The following is a 25,768-nucleotide window of genomic DNA, read 5'->3' as shown; positions in this document are numbered from 1 at the left end:
ATTGAAGAAGAAAACAGCACAACTCAAACAGGACGATAACCTGGAAGAGTGGATCTACTACATGCTCGATTATGTATACGAGCAACCCCTCACCCGCGTAACCGTACTAAATGAAATAGATAACTGGGCATGGCGCAAACCCAAAAATGAAGACGAACGCGCCGCCTGGCTGGATATGCTCATAGCCCAGGGATATTACCTCATGTATGAAGGCAACATCCTTCCTTCCATTGAAACCTACGAAGAAGCCTATCGCTTTTATAACGCCGCACCTTTTCCCGGAACAGATATCCTCGAATACATACTGAAGCCCCTGGGCAATAACTACACCCGCCTCGGAGATTATGAAAGAGCTGCATTCATTCATACCAAAGCATTGGAAATAGCCCGTAAGGAAGGAAATATAAGACAGATTGCAGGTGTATACAATAACCTGGCAGTGGTATTCCAGATGCAGGACATGTTTCCCGATGCCATCCGTTCAGGACTCGCAGGTTTACAGTATGCTCCCGCCAACAGCAGCATAGCAGGGTTGCTGCATTCCTCTTTAGCTGATGTGTATTTAAAAGCCGGCAAAACAGACAGTGCAGCCCTGAGTGCAGCACAGGCTGTAAAGATCTTACGGCAGCCGGGTATCCTGAAAGAAGAGAATGCACCTTACTGGTTATCTTCTGCTTTACAGATGTCCGGCGATGTAGCGTTTAGCCAGCATCGTTACAAAGAAGCGCAGGTTTTCTTTAAAGAAGGATGGAAGGTAATGGAATCCCATTACGCCGGTGCACGTAAAAGAGAAAAAGCAAGACTACTGGAGAAATCCGGCCGCGTAGCTTTACATCTGAAAGAAAAAGCAGACGATTTTGATAAAGGCATTCATTTACTCATACCCGAAAAACTGGCAGGAGGCATCTGGCCACAGGAGAACCAGTTGTACGGAGAATTTATGCTGGCAGATGCATTGGAAGGAAAAGCAGATGCCCTGGTGCAATCAGGACAATTAAAAGATGCATTGACCGGCTACATGCTGATCTTTTCCATAGAAAAATCATTACGAAGAGAATTCTTCAGCCGCGCCACACGATTACTGCATCAGAAGCAAAGCCATGCACTCGCTGAAAAAGCCATGAACACAGCCTTTCAATTATGGGAGCAAAGCGGTGATCAGCAATATGCTTTTACCATGCTGGACATCATGGAGAAGAGTAAAGCACAGGTATTGCTGGAAGAGCAGCAGTTCAATATGCAGAACAGCCAGTTGCAGGTAAAGGATAGTTTGCTGGACCGGCAAAGAAAATTGCAGCAGGCGATTGCATATTACGATAGAGAAAAAGCACTCACCGGTAAAACCGGAGGCGATAGAACAGAACTGGCCTACGCACTTTCACAAATACAATTACAGATCAAAAGAAAGTACCCGGACTTTTTTGAACCGGTAAACCCTTCTCCGCTTTTTGTTCCATTCCTCCCGGGTAAAGACCTCCCGCAGGGTTTGATCGTAAAGAATTTTTTCGCCGGAACAGATCACCTCTATATTATCGATCTGCAAAAACAAGGTATCCTCTCTATTAAAAGATTACCGGATGCGGCACAGAAACTGGATGCCATTCACCAGTTCGTCACCCGCTTCTTTCACAATGGCCCGCAAGCCATGCAGAACGATCCGCAAACGTATTATAAACAGGGATACCAGATCTGGCGCTGGCTGTGGAACGATACCATTGCTGGCAACAAGTATTTATTAGTACCCGATGGCGGATTGGGATACCTGCCATTTGATGCACTACCAACAGACAGTGTATATAATCGTGATCTGAGCAAATGGCCTTTCCTGTTAAAAAAAGCAGCCACCGGTCTGGCCTATTCCATGCAAACCTGGTTACAGCAACAACAGCAGAGCAATGGAAAAACAAATGGCATTACAGGGTTCTTTATTTCAAAAGCCAGTGAAGGTATCACGCTACCTGCAGTACAGCAGGAGTTTGAAGCAGTGAGCCATGCCGCCAAAGGAAACTATTATCAGAATGAAAAGGCCACACTTGCAGCCTTCAGAGAACAATTGGGAAAGAACAGCATCCTGCATCTCAGCACCCATGCATCTTTGGAAGGTGCACAGCAATTACCCGCTATCCAGTTGGCAGACGGGCCTTTCTTCCTGTTTGAATTATATGCCCGTAAATTCCAACCAGGCCTCATTATGTTAAGTGCCTGCAGAACAGGGCAGGGCATGCTGGCAGAAGGAGAGGGGATCATTTCGCTGGCGCGCGAATTTTCTGCATCCGGCGCTACAGGTATCGTTGCCGGCTTGTGGAATGTACACGATGTTACAGTAGCGCAGTTAACCGGTAATTTCTATCAGCAGCTGCCTGCTGCGGAAAGCCCTATGATGGCCCTGCACAATGCAAAGAAAGCATGGCTGGAAGATAAGGATACCAAACAACAGCTAAAGCTGCCCTATTACTGGGCAGCACTTACCTATATTGGTCATCATCATGCTGTGATCCTGGAAAAACCGGAAAAAGAACGGAATTATCTGAAGTGGATCGGGGCTGGCGGGGCCTTGATTATATTGATCTTATTACTTCGCTACAGCAGGAGGTAATATCCCCTCTACCAATCTGAATAAAATATCCCTTAATATTTCTGTATCCTTTTCCCCAATGATATTCGTATAGCCACGCTGAATATCCTGCACACAGGCAGAAGAATCGATCACCAGCTGTTTACCCTTGTCACTTAAATAAATAACAGTGGCCCGGTTGTCCGTTTCATGTTTACGGGTGAATATGAAACCATTCGATTCCAGGTTTTTCACCACCTTGCTCATAGCCTGTTTGGTGATCCTGGCCTTTTTTGCCAGTTCATTGTTAATGGTACCCTCGGGAGATATATTCGCCAGTAATACCATGTCCCCTATCTTAAAGTCCTTATAACCACGCTGTTGTAACTGCTCAATGAGCTGGAAATCAAAGTCCTTCTTAACAATGCTTAATAGCTTGATCAATAAACGCGGCCGCATGGCCACCACATCCATAAATTTCTGCTCCAAAGACGGTGTCGTCATAGTTATATTATTATATACGTTGTAGGCTTTGTCCCTAAAATACTCCCTTTTGTCATGCAAAGATAATCTTTTTATAAATAGACAAATTAGTTGTCTATTATGTCAACTTGGTTTACCTTTGTTCCCATAAAATAAAATCGTACAAAACACACACTACAATGGAAACAACAAAAGCCAATCCCCGGAAAGGGAAGTTAGCAGTGCGCCTTATTTTCATCGGCATCCTTATCCTCGCAGGTATTTTCGGCATCCGCCAATGGATGTACGCCAGTCACCATGAAACAACAGACAATGCACAGGTAGAAGGACATTCCGCTCCTGTGATCGCCCGGGTTTCCGGTTACGTAAAGAACCTGTATGTACAGGACTACGGAAATGTAAAACAAAAGGACACTTTATTAGCTATTGACGATGAGGAATACCGCATCGCATTACAACAGGCCGAAGCGGATTACCAGCAGGCGCAGGCGGACTTATTATCTGCCCGTGCAAGTTTAGGAAATGCCAATGCAGGTATCAGTGTAGCTTCCGCAAATGCACAGGTAGCCCTGGTGCGGAAAGAAAAGGCCAACGCAGATCTCCGCAGAGATCAAAGTCTTTTTGACGATCAGGCCATCACCAACCGCCAGCTGGACGATACCAAATCTGCCAGTCTCACCAACGAAAAACAATACCTCGCCGCACAGGACAATATCACGCTGGCCCGTTCCAGTGTATCCGTAGCAGCCGCAAAAGTAACACAGGCAGAAGCTTTGGTGGCCAGTAAAAAAGCACAGATCGATCAGATGAAACTCAAACTGGGCTATACCAATATCACCGCCAATATCACAGGTAAGATCGGAAGAAAGAATGTAGAGCCCGGTCAGTTTGTACAAGCTGGTCAAAGCCTTTTCACTATTGTGGATGAGAATGGATTTTACATCGTAGCGAACTTCAAAGAAACACAATTACCGCATATCACAGTAGGGCAGGAAGCAGAAATTGAGATAGACGGATTCAGTGATCTTCACCTGAAAGGCCATGTAGCAGCTATTTCAAGAGCCACCGGTGCTAAGTTTTCTTTGCTGCCTCCGGATAATGCTACCGGTAACTTCGTAAAGATCGTGCAAAGGGTTCCTGTTAAGATCTCTATTGATAACGCAGACCAATACCTCGACAAGCTTCGCGCAGGCCTGAGCGTAGAAGTAGCTTTAAAATACTAATAGTATGGCACCCAAACCGCAAGGCTTTGCCAAATGGATCATAGTGGCCACCGTTATTTCTGCCACTATGTTGGAGCTGATCGATACTACGATCGTAAACGTTGCATTATCGCAGATCAGCGGTAACCTTGGAGCAACTATTGAAGATGCTTCCTGGGTGATCACTGCTTACGCGATCGCAAACGTGATCGTTATCCCCATGACGGGTTTTCTGGCTTCCTACTTCGGAAGAAAGAACTACTATCTCGCCTCCATTATCATTTTTACGTTCGCTTCTTATATGTGCGGCGTTTCCGGTTCTCTTTGGGAATTAGTTGCATGGCGTTTTATACAAGGTATAGGTGGTGGTGCTTTATTGTCCACTTCCCAATCCATCCTGTTCGATGCGTTTGAAATATCCGAAAGGCCTACCGCCTCTGCCATCTTTGGTATGGGTGTGATCATCGGGCCAACGATAGGACCAACATTGGGTGGTGTGATCGTAGATAACTTCCACTGGTCACTCATCTTCGACATCAACGTACCTGTAGGTATCATCGCAGCATTCCTGGTGTTTACGTTTATCGACAAACAGGAACACGAGTACAACATCAACCGGAAAGCTATCAAGATAGATTATCTCGGTATTGCTTTACTCATCAGCTGGGTGGGCAGCCTGCAATATATACTGGAGAAAGGGCAGTCGGAAGACTGGTTTGCAGCCACACATATTATAGTGCTTACCGTGGTCGCAGCCATTTCTTTTATTGGATTTATCTGGTGGGAACTAACAACAGACGCACCGGCCGTGAACCTCAAAGTGATGAAGAACCGAACGCTGGCCATTACCACCTTGCTCACTTTTATCATGGGCTTAGGGATGTATTGTTCCATGTTCGTATACCCTGTATGGATGCAAAGAGTAATGAGCTATACACCTACGCTTACAGGAGAATCATTACTTCCGGGAGCTATTGTGGCAGCTATTATGATGCCCATAGCAGGTAAGGCTATGCAAAAAGGACTTCCGTCCAAATACCTCATTTCATCCGGGTTCATCATTTTCGCCATCTTCTGTTTCTGGATGTCTACTGCCAGTCCTGAAGCCGGAGTTGCCTTCTTTTTTGTGCCGCTTTTATTACGTGGGCTGGGAGCAGCTACCTTAACAGTTCCGCTTACTTCTCAGGCAGTGTCTGGCTTAACACCCATGGAAATGCCACAGGGTATTGCCATCAATAATATGTTACGGCAATTGGGTGGTGCCTTTGGTATTGCATTCATGAACACTTATGTAGCGAAGCAATATGCAGAGCACCGTACACAGTTACTGAATTATATCACACCTGATAGTCCTGAAGCAGTAGCCCGTTTGCAACAAACCACCAACGCACTCGCATCTAAAGGGATGGATGCTGCGCAGGCACATCATGTGGGTTTGAATATGCTGGATGGAATTGTATCAAAGCAGGCTTATATCCTTTCTTATCTGGATACATTCCGGATTGTAGGGATCTTCTTTATATGCGTGTTACCATTGATGTTCTTTGTAAAGAAACGTAATCTGAGCGCAGCAGCCATCAAAGAAGCGGCGGAACATGCGCACTAAACAAACTTGTTAAACAAAATGAAAAAGATATTCATCACCATACTCGCTTTTACTGCACTCAGCGCATCTGCACAAACAGTGCCTGATGACCTGAAAGTGATGGTACAGCAAACATTTGATCACCATGCAAAGATCAAATCGATGGAAACCCAGCAGCGTATCGCTGCAGGGCAGATAGAACTTTCAAAAGCCAACCGCCTTCCAACAGTGAATGGTGCTGCCAGTTACAGTCATGTGTACCCCGTGCCGAAAGTACAGCTCCCCGGAAGTGACTTCACCTTCCAGCCTGTGCCTTCCGAAAATGTGAATGCAGGCATCGAAGCCCGCCAGTTATTGCTGGACTTTGGAAAAAGCGGCAGCCAGATCAAACAAAGCCAGGCAGAAGCAAACCTGCTGGGTTCACAAACTACAGAAGCGAAAGATCAACTGGCTTACGATGTAGCCAATGTTTACCTGAACATTGCCTACCTCTATAATAATATTAATGTGCAGGAAGCCAACATCAAACTGTTGGAAGAAACCGAGCGCATGGTAGAGGCCAAACTAAAACACGGCGATGCGATTGATCTTGATCTGATCAATACCCGCGTGAAACTGGAATCTTACCGGAACAGGAAAGTAGATTATGTCAATTCCCTGCAAAAGCAAATGGCTACGCTGGAATATTTAACCGGCGAACATCCGAAAGACTCTATTCATGCAGGTTTTGAATGGCCGGTATCCGGTTCGCTCACTGACCAGGAGTTAAAAAACAACCCTGCGATCAGAACTGCTATGGAGAGAGAAAAGGTAGCTGCCACAGGTGTAGAAATTGCCAAAGCACAATACAAACCCTCTTTATTCCTGGATGCAGGTACCGGTTTTAAAAATGGCTACCTGCCTGATATCGGCGTTGCCAAGTTCAATTACAATGCAGGTGTGAGCCTGAGCGTGCCCATCTTCCATGGTAAGAAATTACGCACGCAGGAAAAGATGGCAGCACAGCAGGTAGAAGTAGCGAAGTGGAATACACAGGACGTGAAAAGCAATTTACAGAAAGAAGTGATACAACAGCAGTCGGATATCGCAGCCAGCAAGGAGCGTTTGCTCACTGCAGAGTCATTATTGCAACAGGCACAACGTGCTTTGCAGTTGGCGCAGAGTCGTTATAAAAATGGTGTGATCACATACCTGGATCTGCAGAATGCGCAGACGAGTATGTTGGAGGCGCAGTTGTCAAAAATACAATATCAATACCAGCTGTCTTTATCCAGCCTGGCGTTGTTACAACTGAACGGCAATGAATTCTGGAAATAGGGTTCATTGTTTTTGTAGTGTGTGTTAAAAAAAAGAAGCCCGGTACGTCTGTACCGGGCTTACTTTATATTTTTAAGCTGAAAATATCTTTACTTCAAAAAGCACACTTCTAAAAAAGTCCTGCAAAAAATACCTTTCTAAAAAAGCTCTGCCTGCAAAAAGGGCCTCTCAAAATAAAGAACACCCTCTTGAAAAAATAAAAGACCGCCTTTTGCAGCGCGGCCCAAATTCAGTCTTACTTCATCCCCCCGGCAATCCCTAACTCCAGTCCCCTCAACTCCGCCAATCCTCTCAAACGCCCAATGGCACTATAACCTGGGTTCGTTTTCTTATGCAGATCATCCAGCATCTGATGCCCATGGTCCGGCCGCATAGGAATGGAAACATTCCGTTTCTGCATCACTGCCAGGATATTCTTCACTACGCTATACATATCTACATCCCCTTCAAGGTGGTTCGCTTCATAGAAATTCCCCTGTGCATCTCTTTTAGTAGCGCGCAGGTGAATAAAGTGAATATGATCCCCTAGGCGTTCTACCATTCCGGCCAGATCATTATCTTCCCGCACCCCGTAAGAGCCGGTACAGAAACACAGCCCGTTAGCAGGAGATGCAGCCGTAGCCAGTAATTCACGGGCATCCTGCTCCGTGCTAACCACTCTTGGCAATCCAAGGATAGGGAATGGAGGATCATCAGGATGTATTGCCAGCTTAATCCCCACTTCCTCTGCAACCGGTACAATCTGTTGAAGGAAATAGAAGAGATGCAGCTTCAGCTTGATCGCATCCACATCTTTATATTTATCCAGGGCCTGCTGGAATTGTTCCAGAGTGAAACTCTCTTCAGAACCCGGCAAACCCGCAATGATATTCCGTTGCAGCAGGCTCTTCTCATCATCCGTCATACTGTCGAACTGCTCTTTGGCGCGGGAGATCTCCTCTTCAGGATAATCATTTTCCGCACCTGGTCTTTGCAACATGAACAGGTCAAATGCCATGAACTGTGCTTTATCGAAGCGGAGGGCTTTGGAACCATCTTCCACCGTATAGGCTAAGTCAGTCCGCGTCCAGTCCAGAACAGGCATGAAATTATAGGTAACAATATTAATACCGCAGGCAGCCAGGTTACGCAGGCTCTGCTGATAGTTCTTGATGTATTCCTTAAACCGGCCGGTTTGTGTTTTAATATCTTCATGAACGGGAACACTTTCTACTACAGACCAGGTAAGACCTGCTGCTTCGATCTCGTGTTTTCTCTGTAGGATCTCTTCTTTTGTCCATACAACGCCGTTAGGGACATGATGCAGTGCAGTAACGATACCTGTGGCGCCCGCTTGCCGGATATCTGACAAGCTAACGGGGTCTTTCGGACCGAACCACCGCCAGGTCTGTTCCATTCTCAACATATTCAAAGCTTTTTTTAGTTACCCAAAAATAGAATCAAATGTGGGATATGCAAATAATCCGCAAGAAATATCCAATCGATTTCAAAAAAGTATTACTTCCTGTTAATAGCTATTAACAGGCTTCTGGAGGAGGATGATCATAATATCCATCACATTAGTATGCGTATGGCCGGTTCTGATAAGGCTTCCCGCGGATTCAAAGAAATGCCAGGCATCATTATTCTCTAAATAGGAAAAGGGATCTTCAGGGGCATGCTGCATAATATCTGCACTCACAATGGCTCCGGCAGCATCAGTAGGCCCATCTATCCCATCCGTTCCGGCAGACAGGAAAGTGATATGGGGCGCATCTTTTAGTTGAATTCCCGCTGCCAGCGTCAGTTCCTGGTTTCTGCCTCCACGGCCGGAACCTTTTACCTGTACTGTAGTTTCACCCCCTGCCAGTATGCAGGCCGGAAAGGGGCCTTTGTAATCAATGGCCAATTGAGCAAGACGGGCACCCGCCTGAGATGCCTCGCCGACAATCAGCTCCGGCAATATTATAGTATGAAAACCCATCTCAGAAGCCTTCTCATTGGCTGCTTTCAGGGCAGTATAATTACTGGCGGCTATGGTAAAAAGGGAATTCGGTAATACTTTAGGCGTTTCCGGTAGTAGCCCTTCCATTCCTTGTTTAACGTATTCCTTCAAACCAGAGGAGATCTGGTATTTTTCCAGCACCGCCCAGGCATCCGCAAAAGTAGAAGGGTCAGGAATGGTAGGCCCCGAGCCAATTACAGCCGGATCATCTCCCGGCACATCTGAAAGGATAATGGTGTAAACCTTCGCCGGGCTTAGCTTTTGAGCCAGCTGCCCTCCCTTGATGGCACTCAGGTGCTTACGCACGGCATTCATTTCTTTGATATTGGCCCCGCTTTTAAGCAAACTGTTGAACAGTTGCTGTACTTCCTCCATGGATGCGCCATCCGGTACATCAGCCAATAGGGAAGAGGCCCCGCCGGAAAGGAGGAAAATAACAACGTCATCAGGATGTATGCCCCCGGCCACTTCCAGCATAGTGGTAGTGGCAATCAGGCTGTTGAGGTCAGGCACCGGATGCCCTGCAATAATAGAAGTGATCTTTTTTAAATGGAAAGGAGTAGGTTGATGAGTGACTACAAAACCTTGTGTGATCCGGTCTCCCAGGATATCTTCTGCCTCTTTGGCCATGGAGGCTGCTGCTTTTCCTGCGCCAAGAACATAAATGCGGCCACTGACTGGCAGGGTTTCTCCCAGAACAGTATCCTCCGTTAAACAGGCACGCATAAACTGCCGCGGTTGCACAGCCGCAACGGCACTTTCAAAAATGGAAATGGCTTGCTGTATGTGCTGGTCCATCAACGATTTGCTTTGCGGGCTTGTCTTTTATCCTGTTTTCGGTCCATTTTAGCTTCCAGCTGCTCTTTCTTCTTCAGTTCCCAGTCATTCCATTTCTTATACTGGGCAGGTGTCAGCACTGTTTTAAAACGATTGCTCCTTTCTGCGTCCAGCGTTTGCCGCACTTTCATGAGGTCACGTGCTTTGAGACTGGTATCTTTTTTAGCCGCTTCCCGGCGGCGGGAGATATCTTCATTAATATCATGGATCTTTTTATTTTGTTCTTTTGTGAGATCCAGTTCGCGATACAATTTATCGCTCATTTTGTCTGCCTTGTCAGCCGCATCCCATTTGGTTTTTTGTTGTGCCCGGGCACTAAACACCGTGAGAAGGAGGAGCATGATGATCGGCCAATTCTTCTTTTTCATATTGACTAGGTTAAGCTGGTTGCCGCAAGTATTATACCGTTCGTAAAATTTATACTAAAATAGTACGGCAAGCGATCAATGATTTGTTAAATTTAACACTTGTAGCTGTAATGCCGGCATTTTCTATCTAAACCTGTCATCAGCCATCATCTAACGCTCTAAATTGAAACTTACATGAAATCAAATCCGTTCCCTGCCGGTGCCTTACCGGTAAAAAGGAAGACCCAACGGCACCTCTTCCGGATGTCGTCCCTATGCGGCGCTATCGGGTTATTACTGGCCGGCTTTAATGCCAGTGCCCAGGAAACCTGGCCCGTAAATGGCGTATCTGAACCTAAAGAAGCCTGCTATGCTTTTACCCATGCCACCATTATTAAAGATGCACAAACCACACTCAGTAACTCCGTTCTCGTGATCCGCGATGGAAAGATCGTAGGAGCCGGCCCGAACGTAGCCATCCCTAAAGATGCCGTAGTCATTGATTGTAAAGGGAAATACATCTACCCTTCTTTTGTGGACATCTATAGTGATTATGGAATGCCCGCTCAGCAAAGAGGCGGCCGTACTTTTGGAGCAGCCCCCCAGATGTTCACTGCTACCAAAGGTGCAGTGGGCTGGAACCAGGCTATTAAAAGTGAAGTGAATGCCATCCAGTTATTCTCCGCAGATGAGCCCAAAGCTAAAAACCTCCGCGAAGCTGGTTTTGGTACCGTGCTGACCCATCAGGCTGATGGCATTGCCCGTGGTACCGGAGCATTGGTAACCCTCTCTGCTGAAAAAGAAAGCCAGACGGTTATCCGCGAAAAAGCATCCGCACATTATTCTTTCGATAAAGGTTCCTCCACACAGGATTATCCCGGATCCTTAATGGGAATGATTGCCCTGCTCCGCCAGCAATACCTGGATGCGCAATGGTATAAAACACAACCTGCTAAAGAAGGACTGAACCTCAGCCTGCAATCCTGGAATGATAATCAATCACTCATACAGATCTTTGAAGCCAATGATAAATGGAATGCCCTGCGTGCAGACAAGATCGGCGATGAATTCGGAGTGCAGTATGTGATCAAAGCCGGAGGTAATGAATATCAGCGTATCCCTGAAATAGCAGCCACGAAAGCTACTTACATCCTGCCACTGAATTTCCCCCAGGCTATGGATGTGGAAGATCCGAACGATGCCCGTTTCGTAGCCCTCGCAGATATGAAACATTGGGAACTGGCTCCTACAGAACCAGCCGCTTTTGAAAAAGCGAACATCCCTTTCTGTTTAACCGCGGCGGAACTGAAGGATGTGAAATCATTTATCGCCAGTGTGCGCAAAGCCATTGAATATGGTCTCACTGAACAAAAAGCCCTCGAAGCTTTAACTAAAACACCCGCCACCGTTTTAAAGGCCTATGATAAAGTAGGAAGTCTTGATGCCGGTAAACTGGCCAACTTCATCATCACTTCAGGCCCTGTATTCCAGGAAAACACCGTGTTGTATCAAAACTGGGTACAAGGGAATAAGTACATCATAAAAGAAGAAGGATGGAGTGATATCAGGGGCACTTACGCTTTACAGTTTGGTGGTGTTACTTACCCCATCGAAATTAAAGGAACACAAGCTGCACCTGCTTTATCTTACCAGGGTAAAGATACCATCGCCGGTAAAATTGATATCGATGGGCAACTTGTAAAACTGAACATCCCGCTTACAAAAGACAGCAAGCAACAATTACGCCTCAGTGGTGTGATCGGAACAGATAACAAATGGAGTGGTTCTGGTGTAGATGATAAAGGTAAATACAGCAACTGGACTGCCACCTTCTCCAAAGCCTTTGTTGCAAAACCAGACACTGCTAAAAAGAAAGAAACACCGCAATACGGTAAAATATATTTTCCTTTCTCCGGTTATGGATATGAAACATTGCCCAAAGCAGAAGATCTGCTGATCCGCAATGCTACTGTATGGACCAATGAAAAAGAAGGAAAACTCGAAGGAACAGATGTACTGGTCCGCAACGGCAAGATCGCACAGATAGGAAAAGGGCTTGCTGCCGGCAATGCCAAAGTAATAGATGGTACCGGTAAACACCTCACACCCGGTATTTTGGATGAACACTCCCACATCGCCATTTCACGTGGTGTAAATGAAGGTTCCCAATCCGTTACATCGGAAGTACGTATTGCAGATGTGATCAATCCGGACGATGTAAATATCTACCGCCAGTTAAGTGGCGGTGTTACTTCCTCTCACCTGTTGCATGGCTCTGCTAACACCATTGGTGGTCAAAGCCAGCTGATCAAATTGCGCTGGGGTGCAGATGCAGAAGAGCTGAAGTTCCAGAACTGGGGAGGTTTCATCAAGTTCGCCTTAGGTGAAAACGTGAAACAATCCAACTGGGGCGACAGGCAACGTGTACGTTTCCCGCAAACCCGTATGGGAGTTGAACAGGTATTGGTAGATGCTTTCACCCGTGCAAAAGATTATGAGAAAGCAGGTGCAGGCAAACGCCGCGACCTGGAACTGGATGCGCTCGTGGAGATCCTCAACAATAAACGTTTCATCACCTGTCACTCTTATGTACAGAGCGAGATCAATATGTTACTGAAAGTAGCAGACCGCTTCAACTTCAAAGTAAACACCTTCACCCACATCCTTGAAGGATACAAGGTGGCAGATAAAATGAAAGCACAGGGCGCAGGCGCTTCCACGTTTGCAGACTGGTGGGCTTACAAAATGGAAGTGGTTGATGCCATCCCGCAGAATGCCACTATCATGCAACGTGTTGGTCTCACTGTAGCCATCAACTCAGACGATGCCGAAATGGCCCGCCGCCTGAACCAGGAAGCTGCGAAGAGTGTGAAATATGGTTCCATGGCTGAAGAAGATGCATTGAAGATGGTGACCTTAAACCCTGCACAGTTATTGCATGTGGCAGACCGCATCGGTAGTGTGAAAACAGGTAAGGATGCCGACCTGGTACTCTGGAGCGATCATCCCCTCAGCATTTATGCAAAAGCAGATAAAACCATTGTAGACGGTATCGTGTATTTCGATCGCGATAAAGACCTCGAACTGCGCGCCCGCATAGCAGCAGAGCGTACCCGCTTGATCGGTAAGATGCTGGGTGAGAAAAAGAAAGGTGCTCCTATGGCAAGGCCTACACCAAGCCGCGAAGAGATCTGGCATTGCGAAGATCTTCAGGCAGGCCACCAACATCATATCATGCGTGATGTGAACCATGAAGCAGAAGACGCTAAATAATGTAACCAGTAAATTCGCATTCAACATGAAAAAATTATTCTTATATATACTTGGATTTACCGCCAGTTACACTTCCCTGCATGCGCAGGAAACAGTGTACCCTGCTCCTGCGCAGAAGGGCCTGGTGTTTCTGAAGAACGCCACCATCCACGTAGGGAATGGCCAGGTGATCAATAACGGTACCATTGGTTTTAACAATGGAAAGATCACTGCTATCGGTGCAGATGTAGCGATACCTGCAGACGATGTGAAAGTTTTTGATGTAAATGGTCAGCACATCTATCCCGGCCTCATAGCCCCGGAAAGTAACCTCGGCCTCACAGAAGTAGAAAGCGTACGCGCTACCAACGACTTCTCAGAAGTAGGAGAGATCAATCCTTCCGTTCGCTCTATTGTTTCTTATAATACAGATTCCAAGATCATTGCTACCCTTCGTACAAATGGCATACTCTTAGCACAGGTAGTACCACAAGGCGGTCTGCTTAGCGGAAGTTCTTCCGTAGTACAGCTCGATGCATGGAACTGGGAAGATGCTGCCTACAAAACAGATAATGGCTTTCACTTCTACATGCCCCGCCTGATGCCACGTGGTAATCCTTTTGGTGCGCCTGCTGCCGGTCCCGGTAATGATGCCATCAAAGCTGCCATGGCAGAGATCGCCAGCGTGAAAGCTTTCTTCCGCGAAGCAAAAGCTTACTCTCTTGCTCAAAAACACGATGCGGTGAACCTGAAATATGAAACGGTAAAAGGCTTATTTGATCGCACGCAGAAACTCTTCATTCACTGCGATCTGGTGAAGGAACTGGTGGTAGCGACAGACATCGCCAAAGAATTCAATTTCGATGTAGTGATCGTTGGTGGTACGGATGCATGGCTGATCACCGATGTGCTCAAACAAAACAACATCCCCGTGATCCTCACCCAGCCGCACAGCCTCCCTGTGATGCAGGACGATGATGTGGACCAGCCCTATAAAACAGCTGCCCAGTTGCAGAAAGCAGGCATCCTGTTCTGCATCAGCAACGAAGGTTTCTGGCAGCAACGTAACCTGCCTTTTAATGCAGGTACAGCAGGAGCTTATGGTTTGAGCAAAGAGGAAGCCCTCAGCGCTATCACCCTCAACGCAGCTAAGATATTAGGCATTGGAGATAAAACGGGTTCGCTGGAAGTAGGGAAGGATGCGAACATTGTAGTGAGCACCGGGGATATATTGGATATGAAATCCAGTGTGATCACGAAAGCTTATATCCAGGGAAGAGAAGTGAGTTTGGAGGATAAACATAAACAGTTGTACGAAAGGTACAAGTACAAGTATGGTTTGAAATAAGTTTTTATAAGAAAGAGGGCATTCCGGATGGGATGCCTTCTTTTCTTAGCTTCTTATTTTCACACAGGCTTTATAAATGTCCAGTGTGATCTGTGCTATACGTGTTTCAACCAAATGTGAGCATCCTGCTAAAGAATAGGTGTTGTCCTGCGGGGAAGGTTCCGCGCTTACCCTGATCCGCTCTATTTCATGACTTCCATATTCCTTTGTTGTATCTGTTGAAAGATGTATGGAAATATAGTCGGTTTCAAAAGAACGCCGGGTTTTTGCCTTGCTGAGATCGAAAGTATGCCAAAAGGACTTGTCTTTATCATAAGGTACCAATGGCTGATACCGGTTAAGTGCCTCCTCTATATTTGTTTGCAGGTCCTGGAATTTGCAGGGCCATGTATCCACGATAATATTTTCCTGTTCTACATGCAGGCCGATATCAGCCTCCCAAAAGGGACAAACAGGATCTGTTGGTACTTTTCACTGATATAGATGTTGCAGGCTCTGTAAGGATATTTGCCTGCTTGAGATCGTTTCTTTTTAAACCAGAACATAGGTAAAGCTAAAAATAATTCCTAAAACAACAACGCCTCCACCCTCCCCCCAAGTTCATACAGATCAACACCCCCTGAATTCGTCAGAAGGATAATTGTATATCCCTGCCTGGGATAATAATTATTCATCGCATGCCACCCGGAACTATCCCCCGAATGCCCAATGCTTTTATCATTAATGATCCAGATATAACCAAAGTGCGAACCTTCCCATGCAGAAGTATGTTTGGTCATCATTTGCGAGAGGTACTTTCCATGTACAACTTTGCCGGAGAATACCGCTTTGTCAAATTTATAAATATCTTCCACACTACTCCATGCCCCGCCAGCCGATAAGGGAATAGATCCGTTATCATAGTTATAAGGAATGGCTTCATCATTCTTGCGATAGCCGATAGCATATTTTCTCTGCGTGTCATCCAGTGCCCAGTAAGGAGTAAAACTGGTATTGGTTAAGCCCAGGGGATCAATAAATGTCGTCTTGATATAATTCTGGAAACTCATCCCCGTGATCTTTTCAATAATGGCCCCTAATACAATGCAGTCACCTGTTGAATAGATACAACTATCTCCTGGCGGATACACCGATGGTAATGATCTCATAAAAGTCAGCATGTCGATGCAATTCCTTACTTTATTATAACTGAAATCTTTGGCGTTGAAGAAATCATCCAAACCCGCAGAATGGGTGAGCATTTGATGGATGGTTATACCGGAAGGAAACCCTTTGATGTATTGCCCCAGCGTATCGGTAAATTTCAATTTCCCTTGCTGGGCCAGATAAGTAATGGCCGTACCCGTAAATACCTTTGATGCCGATGACATGCTAAACCTCGTGGCGGGAGTATTTTTAATTTTGTTTGCCCTGTCGGCATAGCCATAACCTTTCGATAACAATATCCCTGAACTGTCTGCAATGAGAACTGCACCGGAAAAGGACATCTTAATTAACAGCTGGTCAACCGACGCAATATTCTTTGACTGACCATACAGGGGCATTGTTCCAATTAAAAGGACTATAAATGATAGGGTGATTTTTTTCATCTTCAAAAAGATGAATTTACTCCTTTTTACTCATAAGGCGGTGCCCCTACAGGAATCCTCTTCGGTCCCATACGCTTCAATATCTTCTCAGCAGAGTCCAGGTGTTTATAGAACATCGCCAACTGATCCGCCGCAAAAGCCTTCACTTCACTATCGGTTGCATCCCTTGCAGCTTTCTGAAATTCCCTGATATCTTTCCTGTGATCATCCACCATGAGGTTTATATAAGCCCTGTCAAAATCACCATTAGGTTCTTTCAGTAGTTTATCTTTTTGCTTTTGCTGTGCGGCAGATATAGAATCCGGCAATACAACGTTTTTAGCTATAGCGAGCCTTTTAAGCTTTTCTCCACCTTCTTCATGGTCTTTGACCATCATACTACCAAATGCTCTCACCTGTTCACTGGTTGATTTGTTCTGCGCCATGTGCCCCAATTGAATTTCCATATTTCCTCCACTCGCAGCCTCCACAAGAAAATCAGCATCTGATCTGCTAAGCGAAACAGGTCCTTCATTCAAACTAGCCTGGCTATCGATCCTTTCCCTGTTTTCTTGCTTCGCTCTTTTTTCGCTATCTGCAGGTCTGTTATTACAACTGATCAACAGTAGTATTAACAGCAATGAAAGTGACTTTTTCATAATAGCCTCCTTTTCTGATAAAGACTTCAAAACACATGCCTTAAATTCCCTATACTCGTCGGAAATTCCCTGGGTGGCTATGTTGCCATTCTATGCACCCATCAGTATCCCGAAAAAGTAGCCCGTTTAGTCTTTACCGGCAGTTCAGGTCTTTATGAAAACAACAGCATGGGTGGTTACCCCCCACCGGATGTAGCACAGGAATTCTTAAGGATGTTACCTGATTCACAGTTAGTTATGATCGAAAAGTGTGGTCATGCCCCCATGATGGAACGGCTCGCACAATTCAACCGTATCCTGGAAAATTTCCTGAAAACCTAAAATAAATTTGCGCAGTTGAATGACTGCACATATATTTGCAGTCAAACGGCTGCACAATGGGAATCAGAAGAGACGTATTTCAAGCAATAGCAGACCCTACACGTAGGGCCATCATTACTTTGGTCGCTATACAGGCCATGACGCCTGGCGCTATAGCAGAGAATTTCAATTCATCCAGGCAAACGATTTCGAAACATATACAGATCCTGACAGAATGTGAACTACTGAGGCAGGAGCAGACAGGCAGAGAAATTTATTATCACATCAATGCAAAAAAAATGAAAGAGGTAGCAGATTTTATAGAACCGTTCCGCAAACTCTGGGACGACCGTTTTAATAAACTGGAAGACGTTATGAAAAAGTATAAACCAAAGAAATAGTATATTATGGAACGTAAAACAAAAGTTACTGCCGAAAAAGGCAGACACGACCTGACTATCACAAGGGAATTTGATCTGCCATTGGAGCTGCTGTTCAAAGCATATACTGAACCCGAGCTTATTGAACAATGGATGGGCACCAAAGTGCTGAGACTTGACAACCAAAAGTACGGCGGCTGGCATTTTCAGACCTCATACGAAGGTAATGTAGTGTTCGAAGCCAGCGGCGCCTATCATGAGTTTATTCCGGAGCAAAAGATCATCCGCACGCATGAAATGCACAACGCTGATTTTGATGTAGTACTCGAATTCTCAGCATTCGAAAAACTCACGGACGACACCAGCAAACTCACTATGCAAATGGTGTACAGATCAGTAGAACACAGAGATAAAAACCTGAAGTTACCTTTTTCATATGGTATCAACATGGCCCACGATGCATTGGAAAAAGTTGTCAGTAAACTCAAACTTAAATAAAACGTTATGACAAAGAGAAACAAGATCATCTACTGGATTGCCACTATCTGGCTTGCATTGGGAATGGTGTCAACCGGCATTGTTCAATTACTCAGGCATGAAGCAGAAACAGCCATGATGGGAAGATTGGGTTACCCTGTTTATTTCCTCACCATCATTGGTATCTGGAAACTATTGGGAGTAATAGCCATCTTAGTTCCTAAATACCCCTTGGTAAAGGAATGGGCCTACGCCGGTTTTTTCTTTGTAATGTCTGGCGCTATTTTTTCACATATTGCAGTGGGAAGTCCCGCTATGGATCTGTTTGGCCCGTCATTGCTGATAGTACTTACAATAGTATCATGGTATTTCAGACCCGCAACCAGAAAAGTTTAACCTATAAAACAAATAAGCATGAATCCTAAAGTTGATTTTTATTTCAAGAAAGCCAAAAAGTGGCAGAAGGAACTGGAGCAATTGAGGTCTATCATGCTGGATTGTCACCTCAATGAAGAGTTGAAATGGGGCGTTCCCTGTTACACGTTCGAGAAAAGTAACATCGTATTGATCCACGACTTCAAAGATTATTGCGCACTCCTGTTTCACAAAGGCGCTTTGATGAAAGACCCTCATGGCATATTGATCCAGCAAACAGAGAATGTTCAATCCGCCCGCCAGGTAAGGTTTACCAGCCTTGCAGAAATAAAAAAGCTGGAACCCATCCTGAAAGAATATGTGTTTGAAGCCATTGAAATAAAAGAAGCTGGTTTGAAAGTGGAGTTTAAAAAAGTCTCCGAATACAAGGTGCCCGAAGAGTTTGAAAAGAAACTGGCGGAGATGCCTGCACTGAAAAAAGCTTTTTATGCATTGACACCGGGCCGGCAAAGAGGATACCTTCTTCATTTTTCCTCCGCCAAACAATCCAAAACCCGCGAGTCAAGGATCGAAAAAGTGCTGCGGCAGATCCTTGACGGAAAAGGCCTGGAAGATTAGATCAGAACTGATCTAGGAATTGTTTGATCCTGTTTTCCAGTTCAGGATTGTTGTCTGCCATATCAGCATGCCCCCTGTCATAAGAAAAGAAGGTAAAAGCAGCGCCCGATCCTGACTGGTTAATTTCCTCCTGTAATGCATGTCCTTGTGCAATGGGTACATTTTTGTCTTTTATGCCCATGTGAATTTGCGTGGCAGGCAATTTATCAGCAAAGTAAAGTGGAGAGCTGGCAATCATCTTAAGCCTGGTGGAAGCCATGCTGGCCTGCTGATGCACTAAGGCATCCAGGAATTGACATTGATAGGTTGCATCGTTTTCACTCACGGCAGTTAAGGCCATCAGATCAGTGGGGCCAACAACGTTCACCACGGCTTTGACCCTTTTGTCCCTGATGCCTGCCAATAGTGCAACCGTTCCGCCACGGCTGCCGCCTCTTACCGATGTGCGGTTAATATCAGCTTTGTTTTCCGTTGCCTGTATGAGGTTCAGAAAGGCGATCACATCATCTGTTGCGCCGTCAAACGCATCGCAATGTTTTCCTTCAGAAAGGGGAGAAGAATACGCTGTGCCATTGACAGTAAGCGCCAGCTTTTGGCCACGTAATGCAGGAATAGCCAATATAAAAGGTTGATCGGAGTTATCTCCTATTGCAATGATCCGCGAAGTCACAGCATGATCAATGCTGAAGCCGCTGATCATCACTCTTACAGGAACAGGCGTATTTGTTTTAGGAATGATGAGTGCGCCATATTCTTTAATACCTGCTACAGTAAAGGATACTATCTTGAATGTATACTTACCGTCTGATAATGGTGTTTCCTGCACTACGGCGTAACCCGTAGGCGTAAGGTTCCTCGATTGCCATTCATTCAGAACGGCATCTGTTTCAACAGCAGAAGGAGCTGCAAACAAGGCGCGCTTATCGAACCCTGCTAAGAAATCTTTTTTCTTACAGGAAACAGAAATGCACAGGAGAAAGAATAGGGCAAGGGACCGCATGGCTTTTTTTTTCAAATGTACCCAGCCAAATGTTAAGCAGAACCTAAAATTGGATTAACCCGCCAACCGGTAAACCACTGGGAACGGATGCTGGCATTTTTTTATCATAATTACCATCATTCAGGGTATTGAGGAACTCAACAATGGCATTGATATCCTTAAATTCAACTTTCATTTCCTGCGCCAGCGGGTCTAATTGTGTTCTTGCTACATGCTGGTTCTGCAATGGTTTCCCATGCAGATCTTCATAAAGGAATAACACATCCTTGAGAGTGGCTATCTTTCCATTGTGCATATAGGGTCTTGTAAGCTGAAGGTTCCGGAGAGAAGGCGTCCTGAATGCATAGGTACTTTGATAACCGGAATCAGAAAAGGGTAATTTCTCATTATCAGCAACGCCCAGCACATGAGGTTTGAAGTCCGACAGCATAGGCCCGCTATGGCACCTTGCGCAGCCTGCCTTGAGGAACAGGTTCATGCCTTCCACTTCCTGATCAGATAATGCGGACCTGTCTCCACGCATATATTGATCAAACCGGGAGTTATTGGCAATAAGGGATCTTTGAAAAGCGCCCAATGCTTTGGAGATATTAAGCAGGTTTATAGAATCATTTTCAGGGAACGCCTTTTCAAATAAGCGCTTATATTCCGCAATGGCTGCCACTCTTTTCACCACTTCATCCGCAATATTCTCTTCAGCAAATCCATGTCCCCGCATTTCTTCCAGTGCTTTCACGGGAAAAGTTGCCTGATCCTCCAGTCCTTTAGCCCGAAGATCCCAGAACATAGGAGCATCCTCCGGCGTATAATGCCCATCCGGCCCTATGCCGTTAAAAGCTATATTGAGAAGAGATTGTGAATTCCGCTTAGTAAAAGGAATATCATTCTTAAAATTAAATTTCCGATGCTCTCCCAACCCCTTCCCATTTACCCCAATAGACAGATCAAGGTTTTCCGCGTACCCAAAATCAGGATGATGGCAGGTAGCACAAGACACATCCCTTCCTCCGGATAGCACAGGATCATAAAACAACAACCTCCCTAATTCAATCTTTTCCACCGAAGAAGGGTTATCAGCCGGAGATCTATAATTAGCCGGCAATGCGTCAATACTCCCCAGGCCTAATGGCTCCCTTTTTGCAGCAGGAGGTTTAGCCCTATCCTGGCAAGCAAATAGCAACACAACAAAAGATATCCGAACCAGCGAACGCATGCAGAAAAGTAGCATTATTTATTTGCTTATCAAAGCACAATTTAATATTTTAGATAGGCTTGACATAGGCTCAAGATAGGGTACCTCTTCTCTCATCCTATACCCATCCCCCCAACTCCCACCCAAAAGCCCACCAGCGGAAATAAGCATAAAAAAAATTCGTCCGAAAACTGTTCCCCATTGCCTTTTATAACCATTGGGCTAGTTTTTTCGGTCGAATTTTTTTTATGCTTATTGGGAGCGGAGCGGGAACTAAAAAAGGCCATCCCTCTCAGGACAGCCCTTCAATATGATTAAGAAAGCAACTCACACCACCTTCACCAGTATATAATTTTTCTTCCCTTTCTGAAAGAGAATATTCTTCCCAATGATCAACGCCTCATCATTGATCACCAGGTCAATCCCCGTGATCTTACTCCCATTCATACTCACTCCACCACCCTGTATCGTCTTCCGCGCCTCTCCCTTACTCGGAAACACCTTCGCATCCGCCAGAAAACTCACCACATCCTTCCCCGCAGCAAATTCCGCCATCGGCACCTCAAACGTAGGAACCCCCGCCATCACCTTCAGCAACTGATCTTCAGACAATGATTTCAACACCTCCACAGACGCATTGCCAAACAATATCTGCGAAGTCTTCACCGCAAATTCATATTCCTCAACACCATGGATAAAGGAAGTCACATGCTGCGCCAATACCTTCTGCAAAGCCCGTTTCCCCGGATCAAGCCTATGCTCCGCAATAAGCGAATTAACAGTTGGCTCATCCAGGAAAGTAAAGGTTTTAATATAACTCTCCGCATCATCATCACTCGCATTCAGCCAGAACTGATAGAATTCATAAGGACTCGTTTTCTTCGGATCCAGCCAGATATTCCCCTTTTCAGACTTACCGAACTTGGTTCCATCCGCTTTCTTGACAAGAGGGCACGTAAAAGCATACGCCTCACCACCTCCGATCCGCCTGATCAACTCAGTGCCTGTAACAATATTCCCCCACTGGTCAGAACCACCCATTTGCAATTTGCAGTTCTTAGCCGTATAGAGATGATGGAAATCATAGCCTTGTATCATCTGGTAAGAGAACTCCGTAAAAGACATCCCACTATCGCCTTCCAGCCTTTTCTTCACAGAATCCTTCGCCATCATATAGTTCACCGTGATATGTTTACCCACATCCCGGATGAAGTTCAGGAAACTGATCCCCTTGAACCAGTCGTAGTTATTCACCATTTCAGCCGCATTTGGCTTGGAAGGGTCAAAATCCAGGAACTTTTCCAATTGAGCTTTGATCCCTTTCTGATTCAGCAGCAGGGTTTCTTCGTCCAGCATCTTTCTTTCCTCCGCCTTAAAAGAGGGATCTCCCACCATACCGGTAGCCCCGCCAACCAGCGCCAGGGGTTTATGCCCGGCTTTCTGAAGATGTACCAGCAGCATGATCGGCACCAGGCTGCCCACGTGCAGAGAGTCTGCCGTAGGGTCAAAACCAATATACCCCGTGGTCATTTCCTTTTGCAGTTGCTCCTCAGTTCCAGGCTTGATATCCTGCACCATGCCCCGCCAGCTTAATTCCTTGATAAGATTCATGAAAGATGATAAAATTTTGTGCAAACCTACAATTTTCTAGGGACATGCTTTATCTTGGAAATAATCGTATATTAGGAAAGTATGAAATGTCTCTGGATAACCACCACGTTGTTATTGTTTGCAGTTATAACTGCCACCGCACAGGATTGTAAGAATTTTTACTACATGACGAACAACGCCGTTGTGGAAATGAGTATCTACAACGACAAAGAGGAGTTGATGGGTAAACAGCTTTACAAGATTGCGGAGGTTGAAAAAAAGGGAAGCGATTTGGTGTCTACCTTCACTACTTCCTTTTTAGACAAGAATGGGAAAGAGATCTCTCAGTCCGCGGGTACATTCAAATGTAATGGTATTACTATCGGGGTGGACATGAAGATGAATATTCCCGGGGCTTCCGCAGGGAATATGAGTGCTAAGATGAAGTCTTCAGACTCCTATCTTATGTATCCCACAACATTAACAGTAGGGAAGTTCCTCGCTGATGGGGCTTTCCATATGGAATCAGAAGTGAACGGGATGCCCATGGTCATGGATTTTAAAATAACACAGCGGAAAGTAGAAGCAAAGGAATCCATTACCACAACAGCCGGTACCTGGGATTGCTTTAAGATCAGCTACAACATTGAATCCAAAGTATCTGTAATGGGAGCGGGCGTACCTATGGAATTAAAGGCTACAGAATGGTTCGCACCTGGCTTTGGAATGGTTAAAACCATAAGTTATAATAAGAACGGGAAGTTGATGGGCAGTACGCAGATCACTAAACTGGAGAAGTAAGTTTATACCCTTGGCTTCCAGGGAATTTCTTCTACCTGTAATTGATGACCCACATAACGGGCAAGCACAAACAGGTAATCACTCAGGCGGTTAATATATTGTAACACCAGCGGTTCTACAAAAGTATCCTGCTCCTGCATCTCCACACACAACCTTTCCGCCCTGCGGCAAACGCAGCGGGCAATATGACAATGGGATACGGCTACATGCCCTCCAGGTATGATAAAGAACTTCATCTCCGGTAACACGGTATCCATTTCGTCCATCTTATCTTCCAGTAGTTTAACATCGGCCTCATGAAGGTCGGGGATCTTCATTTTGGTACCCTTATCAGGGTCAGTAGCCAGTGAAGCGCCTATGGTGAACAGGCGGTCCTGTATATATTTGTTGAATGTGATGATGGCCGGCTCCGTCATATGGTCGTTCACCAAACCCAGCCAGGAGTTCAGTTCATCTACCGTGCCATATGTTTCAATGCGAAGGTGACTTTTAGAAACCTTCGTACCCCCAATGAGCGAGGTTTTGCCCTTGTCACCTGTTTTGGTGTAGATCTTCATTGCCATATAGCGAAGATAAAAAAAAGGTAACAGCCACCGGCCATTACCTTTCAATATGATTTTTGAGTTATGCTCTTTTAATGCGCCAAGGCCATTTCAGTCCGAGATTGCTTTCTTTCTGATTCTGTCCTTCTCTTTAATGCGCCAAGGCCATTTCAGTCCGAGATTGCTTTCTTTCTGATTCTGTCCTTCTCTTTAATGCGCTAAAACCTCATTTCAGTCCGGCATTGTTTTCTTTCTGATTCTGTCCTTCTCCCTTTAATACTTTAAAACCTCATTTCAATCCGGCATTGCTTTTTTATCTTTTCTGATGCAGTCCTTCTTCTTAATGCGCCACTACTTCCTTCACTGCATTCATCTTATCAGACTCGATCACCCCATCCCGCAGGCGGATGATCCGTTTCGCATGTGCAGCAATATCTTCCTCATGCGTAACCAATATCACCGTATTCCCGGAAGCATGGATCGTACTGAAAATATCCATGATCTCAATGGAAGTTTTGGTATCCAGGTTACCTGTTGGCTCATCCGCCAGAATGATAGAAGGATCATTTACCAGTGCCCTGGCTATAGCCACCCGCTGGCACTGTCCACCGGACAGCTCATTGGGTTTATGTTTATAACGGTCTCCCAATCCCACTTTCTCCAGCATCGCCCTGGCCTTATCTTCCCTTTCCTTTTTGCCGACACCGCCATAGATCAGCGGCACCGCCACATTTTCGAGGGCAGACAAACGAGGCATCAGGTTAAATTGCTGAAATACGAAACCGATCTCCTGATTACGGATACGTGCCAGTTCATTGTCTTCCATACTGCTCACATCATGCCCGCTCAGTACATACTTGCCGCTGGTAGGAGTATCCAGGCAACCGAGAATATTCATGAGGGTAGACTTTCCGGAACCGGAGGGCCCCATCAGTGCTACATATTCATTCCTGTTGATATTCAGGGAAACACCCTTCAATACAGGCAACTCGTTCTTGCCAATGAAATAGCTTTTACGGATCTGATCGAGTAGGATAACAGTCTGGGACATATTTATTTCTTGATTACTTTAGGGACGCTGAAATACTCTGCCGTATGGGCTGGGGCGTTCTGTAAACCCTCTTCCCGGCTGATATTCGGCAGAACAGTATCCTCCCGGAGGATATTGGTGTCTGCCGTCATAAACAACATAGGTTTCACGTTGGCGGTATCCAGCTCACTTAACTTTTCAACGAATGTGATCATTCGCTGTAAGTCGTGCCGGATCTCTTCACGCTCTCCGGCATTGAATTCCAGCCTTGCCAGGGTGGCTAATTGCTGAATCAGTGCATCATTCACTTCCATGAGTTCAATATTA

At 45.6% G+C, this 25,768-nt stretch carries 25 protein-coding genes; 12 read left to right on the top strand and 13 right to left on the bottom strand.

Annotated elements, in window-relative coordinates:
• Position 1 precedes the first annotated feature (1 nt).
• Positions 2 to 2,596, top strand: a complete 2,595-nt coding sequence (locus AAHN97_RS19765; protein WP_343303805.1) for a CHAT domain-containing protein — start codon at positions 2 to 4, stop codon at positions 2,594 to 2,596.
• On the opposite strand, the gene AAHN97_RS19760 is transcribed toward AAHN97_RS19765, so the two are convergent.
• Entirely contained in the window at positions 2,573 to 3,058 is a 486-nt protein-coding gene (locus tag AAHN97_RS19760; RefSeq protein WP_343303804.1) for a MarR family winged helix-turn-helix transcriptional regulator, read from the bottom strand. The genes AAHN97_RS19765 and AAHN97_RS19760 overlap by 24 nt on opposite strands.
• Positions 3,059 to 3,216: 158 nt before the next feature.
• Here AAHN97_RS19760 and AAHN97_RS19755 point away from each other — a divergent pair, with 158 nt between their 5' ends.
• The 3 genes from AAHN97_RS19755 to AAHN97_RS19745 are packed head-to-tail and all read left to right on the top strand — an operon-like array spanning position 3,217 to position 7,141.
• Positions 3,217 to 4,260 carry an HlyD family secretion protein gene (locus AAHN97_RS19755; protein WP_343303803.1) on the top strand — a complete coding sequence of 348 codons (1,044 nt, stop codon included), beginning with the start codon at positions 3,217 to 3,219 and terminating at the stop codon, positions 4,258 to 4,260.
• A gap of 4 nt (positions 4,261 to 4,264) precedes the next feature.
• Positions 4,265 to 5,845: a DHA2 family efflux MFS transporter permease subunit gene (locus AAHN97_RS19750; protein ID WP_343303802.1), complete on the top strand. Its 1,581-nt coding sequence runs from the start codon at positions 4,265 to 4,267 to the stop codon at positions 5,843 to 5,845.
• Positions 5,846 to 5,863: 18 nt separating this feature from the next.
• Positions 5,864 to 7,141: a TolC family protein gene (locus AAHN97_RS19745; protein ID WP_343303801.1), complete on the top strand. Its 1,278-nt coding sequence runs from the start codon at positions 5,864 to 5,866 to the stop codon at positions 7,139 to 7,141.
• Between the two features lie 235 nt (positions 7,142 to 7,376).
• Here AAHN97_RS19745 and uxuA read toward each other — a convergent pair whose 3' ends face one another.
• The 3 genes from uxuA to AAHN97_RS19730 form a co-directional block, all read right to left on the bottom strand.
• Positions 7,377 to 8,546 carry a mannonate dehydratase gene (gene uxuA / locus AAHN97_RS19740; protein ID WP_343303800.1) on the bottom strand — a complete coding sequence of 390 codons (1,170 nt, stop codon included), beginning with the start codon at positions 8,544 to 8,546 and terminating at the stop codon, positions 7,377 to 7,379.
• 102 nt (positions 8,547 to 8,648) lie between these two features.
• Complete coding sequence (locus AAHN97_RS19735; protein WP_343303799.1) at positions 8,649 to 9,923, bottom strand: glycerate kinase type-2 family protein; 1,275 nt, start codon at positions 9,921 to 9,923, stop codon at positions 8,649 to 8,651.
• Positions 9,923 to 10,330 carry a hypothetical protein gene (locus AAHN97_RS19730; RefSeq protein ID WP_343303798.1) on the bottom strand — a complete coding sequence of 136 codons (408 nt, stop codon included), beginning with the start codon at positions 10,328 to 10,330 and terminating at the stop codon, positions 9,923 to 9,925. The genes AAHN97_RS19735 and AAHN97_RS19730 overlap by 1 nt, the downstream gene beginning before the upstream one ends.
• A 174-nt stretch (positions 10,331 to 10,504) precedes the next feature.
• On the opposite strand from AAHN97_RS19730, the gene AAHN97_RS19725 reads away from it, so the two are divergent.
• Both AAHN97_RS19725 and AAHN97_RS19720 read left to right on the top strand, forming a co-directional pair.
• Positions 10,505 to 13,582 carry an amidohydrolase family protein gene (locus AAHN97_RS19725; RefSeq protein ID WP_343303797.1) on the top strand — a complete coding sequence of 1,026 codons (3,078 nt, stop codon included), beginning with the start codon at positions 10,505 to 10,507 and terminating at the stop codon, positions 13,580 to 13,582.
• A 25-nt stretch (positions 13,583 to 13,607) separates the two neighbouring features.
• Positions 13,608 to 14,909: an amidohydrolase family protein gene (locus AAHN97_RS19720; RefSeq protein WP_343303796.1), complete on the top strand. Its 1,302-nt coding sequence runs from the start codon at positions 13,608 to 13,610 to the stop codon at positions 14,907 to 14,909.
• 45 nt (positions 14,910 to 14,954) lie between these two features.
• Here the strand turns inward: AAHN97_RS19720 and AAHN97_RS19715 are convergent, their stop codons facing one another.
• The 3 genes from AAHN97_RS19715 to AAHN97_RS19705 all read right to left on the bottom strand — a co-directional run bounded on the left by AAHN97_RS19715 (position 14,955) and on the right by AAHN97_RS19705 (position 17,136).
• Positions 14,955 to 15,305 carry a hypothetical protein gene (locus AAHN97_RS19715; RefSeq protein WP_343303795.1) on the bottom strand — a complete coding sequence of 117 codons (351 nt, stop codon included), beginning with the start codon at positions 15,303 to 15,305 and terminating at the stop codon, positions 14,955 to 14,957.
• A 170-nt stretch (positions 15,306 to 15,475) separates the two neighbouring features.
• A complete protein-coding gene (locus AAHN97_RS19710; RefSeq protein ID WP_343303794.1) occupies positions 15,476 to 16,498 on the bottom strand; it encodes a serine hydrolase domain-containing protein in 1,023 nt (340 codons plus the stop codon).
• 26 nt (positions 16,499 to 16,524) lie between these two features.
• Positions 16,525 to 17,136, bottom strand: coding sequence for a DUF4142 domain-containing protein (locus AAHN97_RS19705; protein ID WP_343303793.1), 612 nt, complete (start codon positions 17,134 to 17,136; stop codon positions 16,525 to 16,527).
• Between the two features lie 168 nt (positions 17,137 to 17,304).
• Between AAHN97_RS19705 and AAHN97_RS19700 the strand changes: the two genes are divergently transcribed.
• From AAHN97_RS19700 to AAHN97_RS19680, 5 genes are read left to right on the top strand one after another with little or no spacing between them, the layout of a single operon-like run.
• Positions 17,305 to 17,457: an alpha/beta fold hydrolase gene (locus AAHN97_RS19700; RefSeq protein ID WP_343303792.1), complete on the top strand. Its 153-nt coding sequence runs from the start codon at positions 17,305 to 17,307 to the stop codon at positions 17,455 to 17,457.
• 56 nt (positions 17,458 to 17,513) lie between these two features.
• Positions 17,514 to 17,837 (top strand): ArsR/SmtB family transcription factor, encoded by a 324-nt coding sequence (locus AAHN97_RS19695; protein ID WP_343303790.1) that lies wholly within the window; start codon positions 17,514 to 17,516, stop codon positions 17,835 to 17,837.
• A gap of 6 nt (positions 17,838 to 17,843) precedes the next feature.
• Entirely contained in the window at positions 17,844 to 18,314 is a 471-nt protein-coding gene (locus tag AAHN97_RS19690; RefSeq protein WP_343303789.1) for an SRPBCC domain-containing protein, read from the top strand.
• Positions 18,315 to 18,320: 6 nt separating this feature from the next.
• Complete coding sequence (locus AAHN97_RS19685; protein ID WP_343303788.1) at positions 18,321 to 18,689, top strand: DoxX family protein; 369 nt, start codon at positions 18,321 to 18,323, stop codon at positions 18,687 to 18,689.
• A gap of 18 nt (positions 18,690 to 18,707) precedes the next feature.
• Positions 18,708 to 19,286, top strand: a complete 579-nt coding sequence (locus AAHN97_RS19680; protein ID WP_343303787.1) for a YdeI/OmpD-associated family protein — start codon at positions 18,708 to 18,710, stop codon at positions 19,284 to 19,286.
• A 1-nt stretch (position 19,287) separates the two neighbouring features.
• Here AAHN97_RS19680 and AAHN97_RS19675 read toward each other — a convergent pair whose 3' ends face one another.
• From AAHN97_RS19675 to tyrS, 3 genes are all read right to left on the bottom strand, one after another.
• The gene (locus AAHN97_RS19675) at positions 19,288 to 20,286 is read right to left on the bottom strand and encodes an alpha/beta hydrolase family protein (RefSeq protein ID WP_343303786.1); all 999 of its coding nucleotides are present in this window, start codon (positions 20,284 to 20,286) and stop codon (positions 19,288 to 19,290) included.
• Between the two features lie 43 nt (positions 20,287 to 20,329).
• Positions 20,330 to 21,469, bottom strand: a complete 1,140-nt coding sequence (locus tag AAHN97_RS19670; protein WP_343303785.1) for a cytochrome-c peroxidase — start codon at positions 21,467 to 21,469, stop codon at positions 20,330 to 20,332.
• A 336-nt stretch (positions 21,470 to 21,805) separates the two neighbouring features.
• Complete coding sequence (gene tyrS / locus AAHN97_RS19665) at positions 21,806 to 23,089, bottom strand: tyrosine--tRNA ligase (RefSeq protein WP_343303784.1); 1,284 nt, start codon at positions 23,087 to 23,089, stop codon at positions 21,806 to 21,808.
• A gap of 81 nt (positions 23,090 to 23,170) precedes the next feature.
• Between tyrS and AAHN97_RS19660 the strand changes: the two genes are divergently transcribed.
• The gene (locus AAHN97_RS19660) at positions 23,171 to 23,869 is read left to right on the top strand and encodes a TapB family protein (RefSeq protein ID WP_343303783.1); all 699 of its coding nucleotides are present in this window, start codon (positions 23,171 to 23,173) and stop codon (positions 23,867 to 23,869) included.
• Positions 23,870 to 23,871: 2 nt separating this feature from the next.
• Here AAHN97_RS19660 and AAHN97_RS19655 read toward each other — a convergent pair whose 3' ends face one another.
• The 3 genes from AAHN97_RS19655 to gatC form a co-directional block, all read right to left on the bottom strand.
• Positions 23,872 to 24,432 (bottom strand): cob(I)yrinic acid a,c-diamide adenosyltransferase, encoded by a 561-nt coding sequence (locus tag AAHN97_RS19655; RefSeq protein ID WP_343303782.1) that lies wholly within the window; start codon positions 24,430 to 24,432, stop codon positions 23,872 to 23,874.
• A gap of 319 nt (positions 24,433 to 24,751) precedes the next feature.
• The gene (locus tag AAHN97_RS19650) at positions 24,752 to 25,462 is read right to left on the bottom strand and encodes an ABC transporter ATP-binding protein (RefSeq protein ID WP_343303781.1); all 711 of its coding nucleotides are present in this window, start codon (positions 25,460 to 25,462) and stop codon (positions 24,752 to 24,754) included.
• Positions 25,463 to 25,464: 2 nt separating this feature from the next.
• Entirely contained in the window at positions 25,465 to 25,755 is a 291-nt protein-coding gene (gene gatC, locus AAHN97_RS19645) for an Asp-tRNA(Asn)/Glu-tRNA(Gln) amidotransferase subunit GatC (RefSeq protein WP_343303780.1), read from the bottom strand.
• Positions 25,756 to 25,768: the final 13 nt, after the last annotated feature.

Source organism: Chitinophaga niabensis, assembly GCF_039545795.1.
Lineage (GTDB): Bacteria > Bacteroidota > Bacteroidia > Chitinophagales > Chitinophagaceae > Chitinophaga > Chitinophaga niabensis_B.
This window is presented reverse-complemented; position numbering and strand designations above follow the sequence as displayed.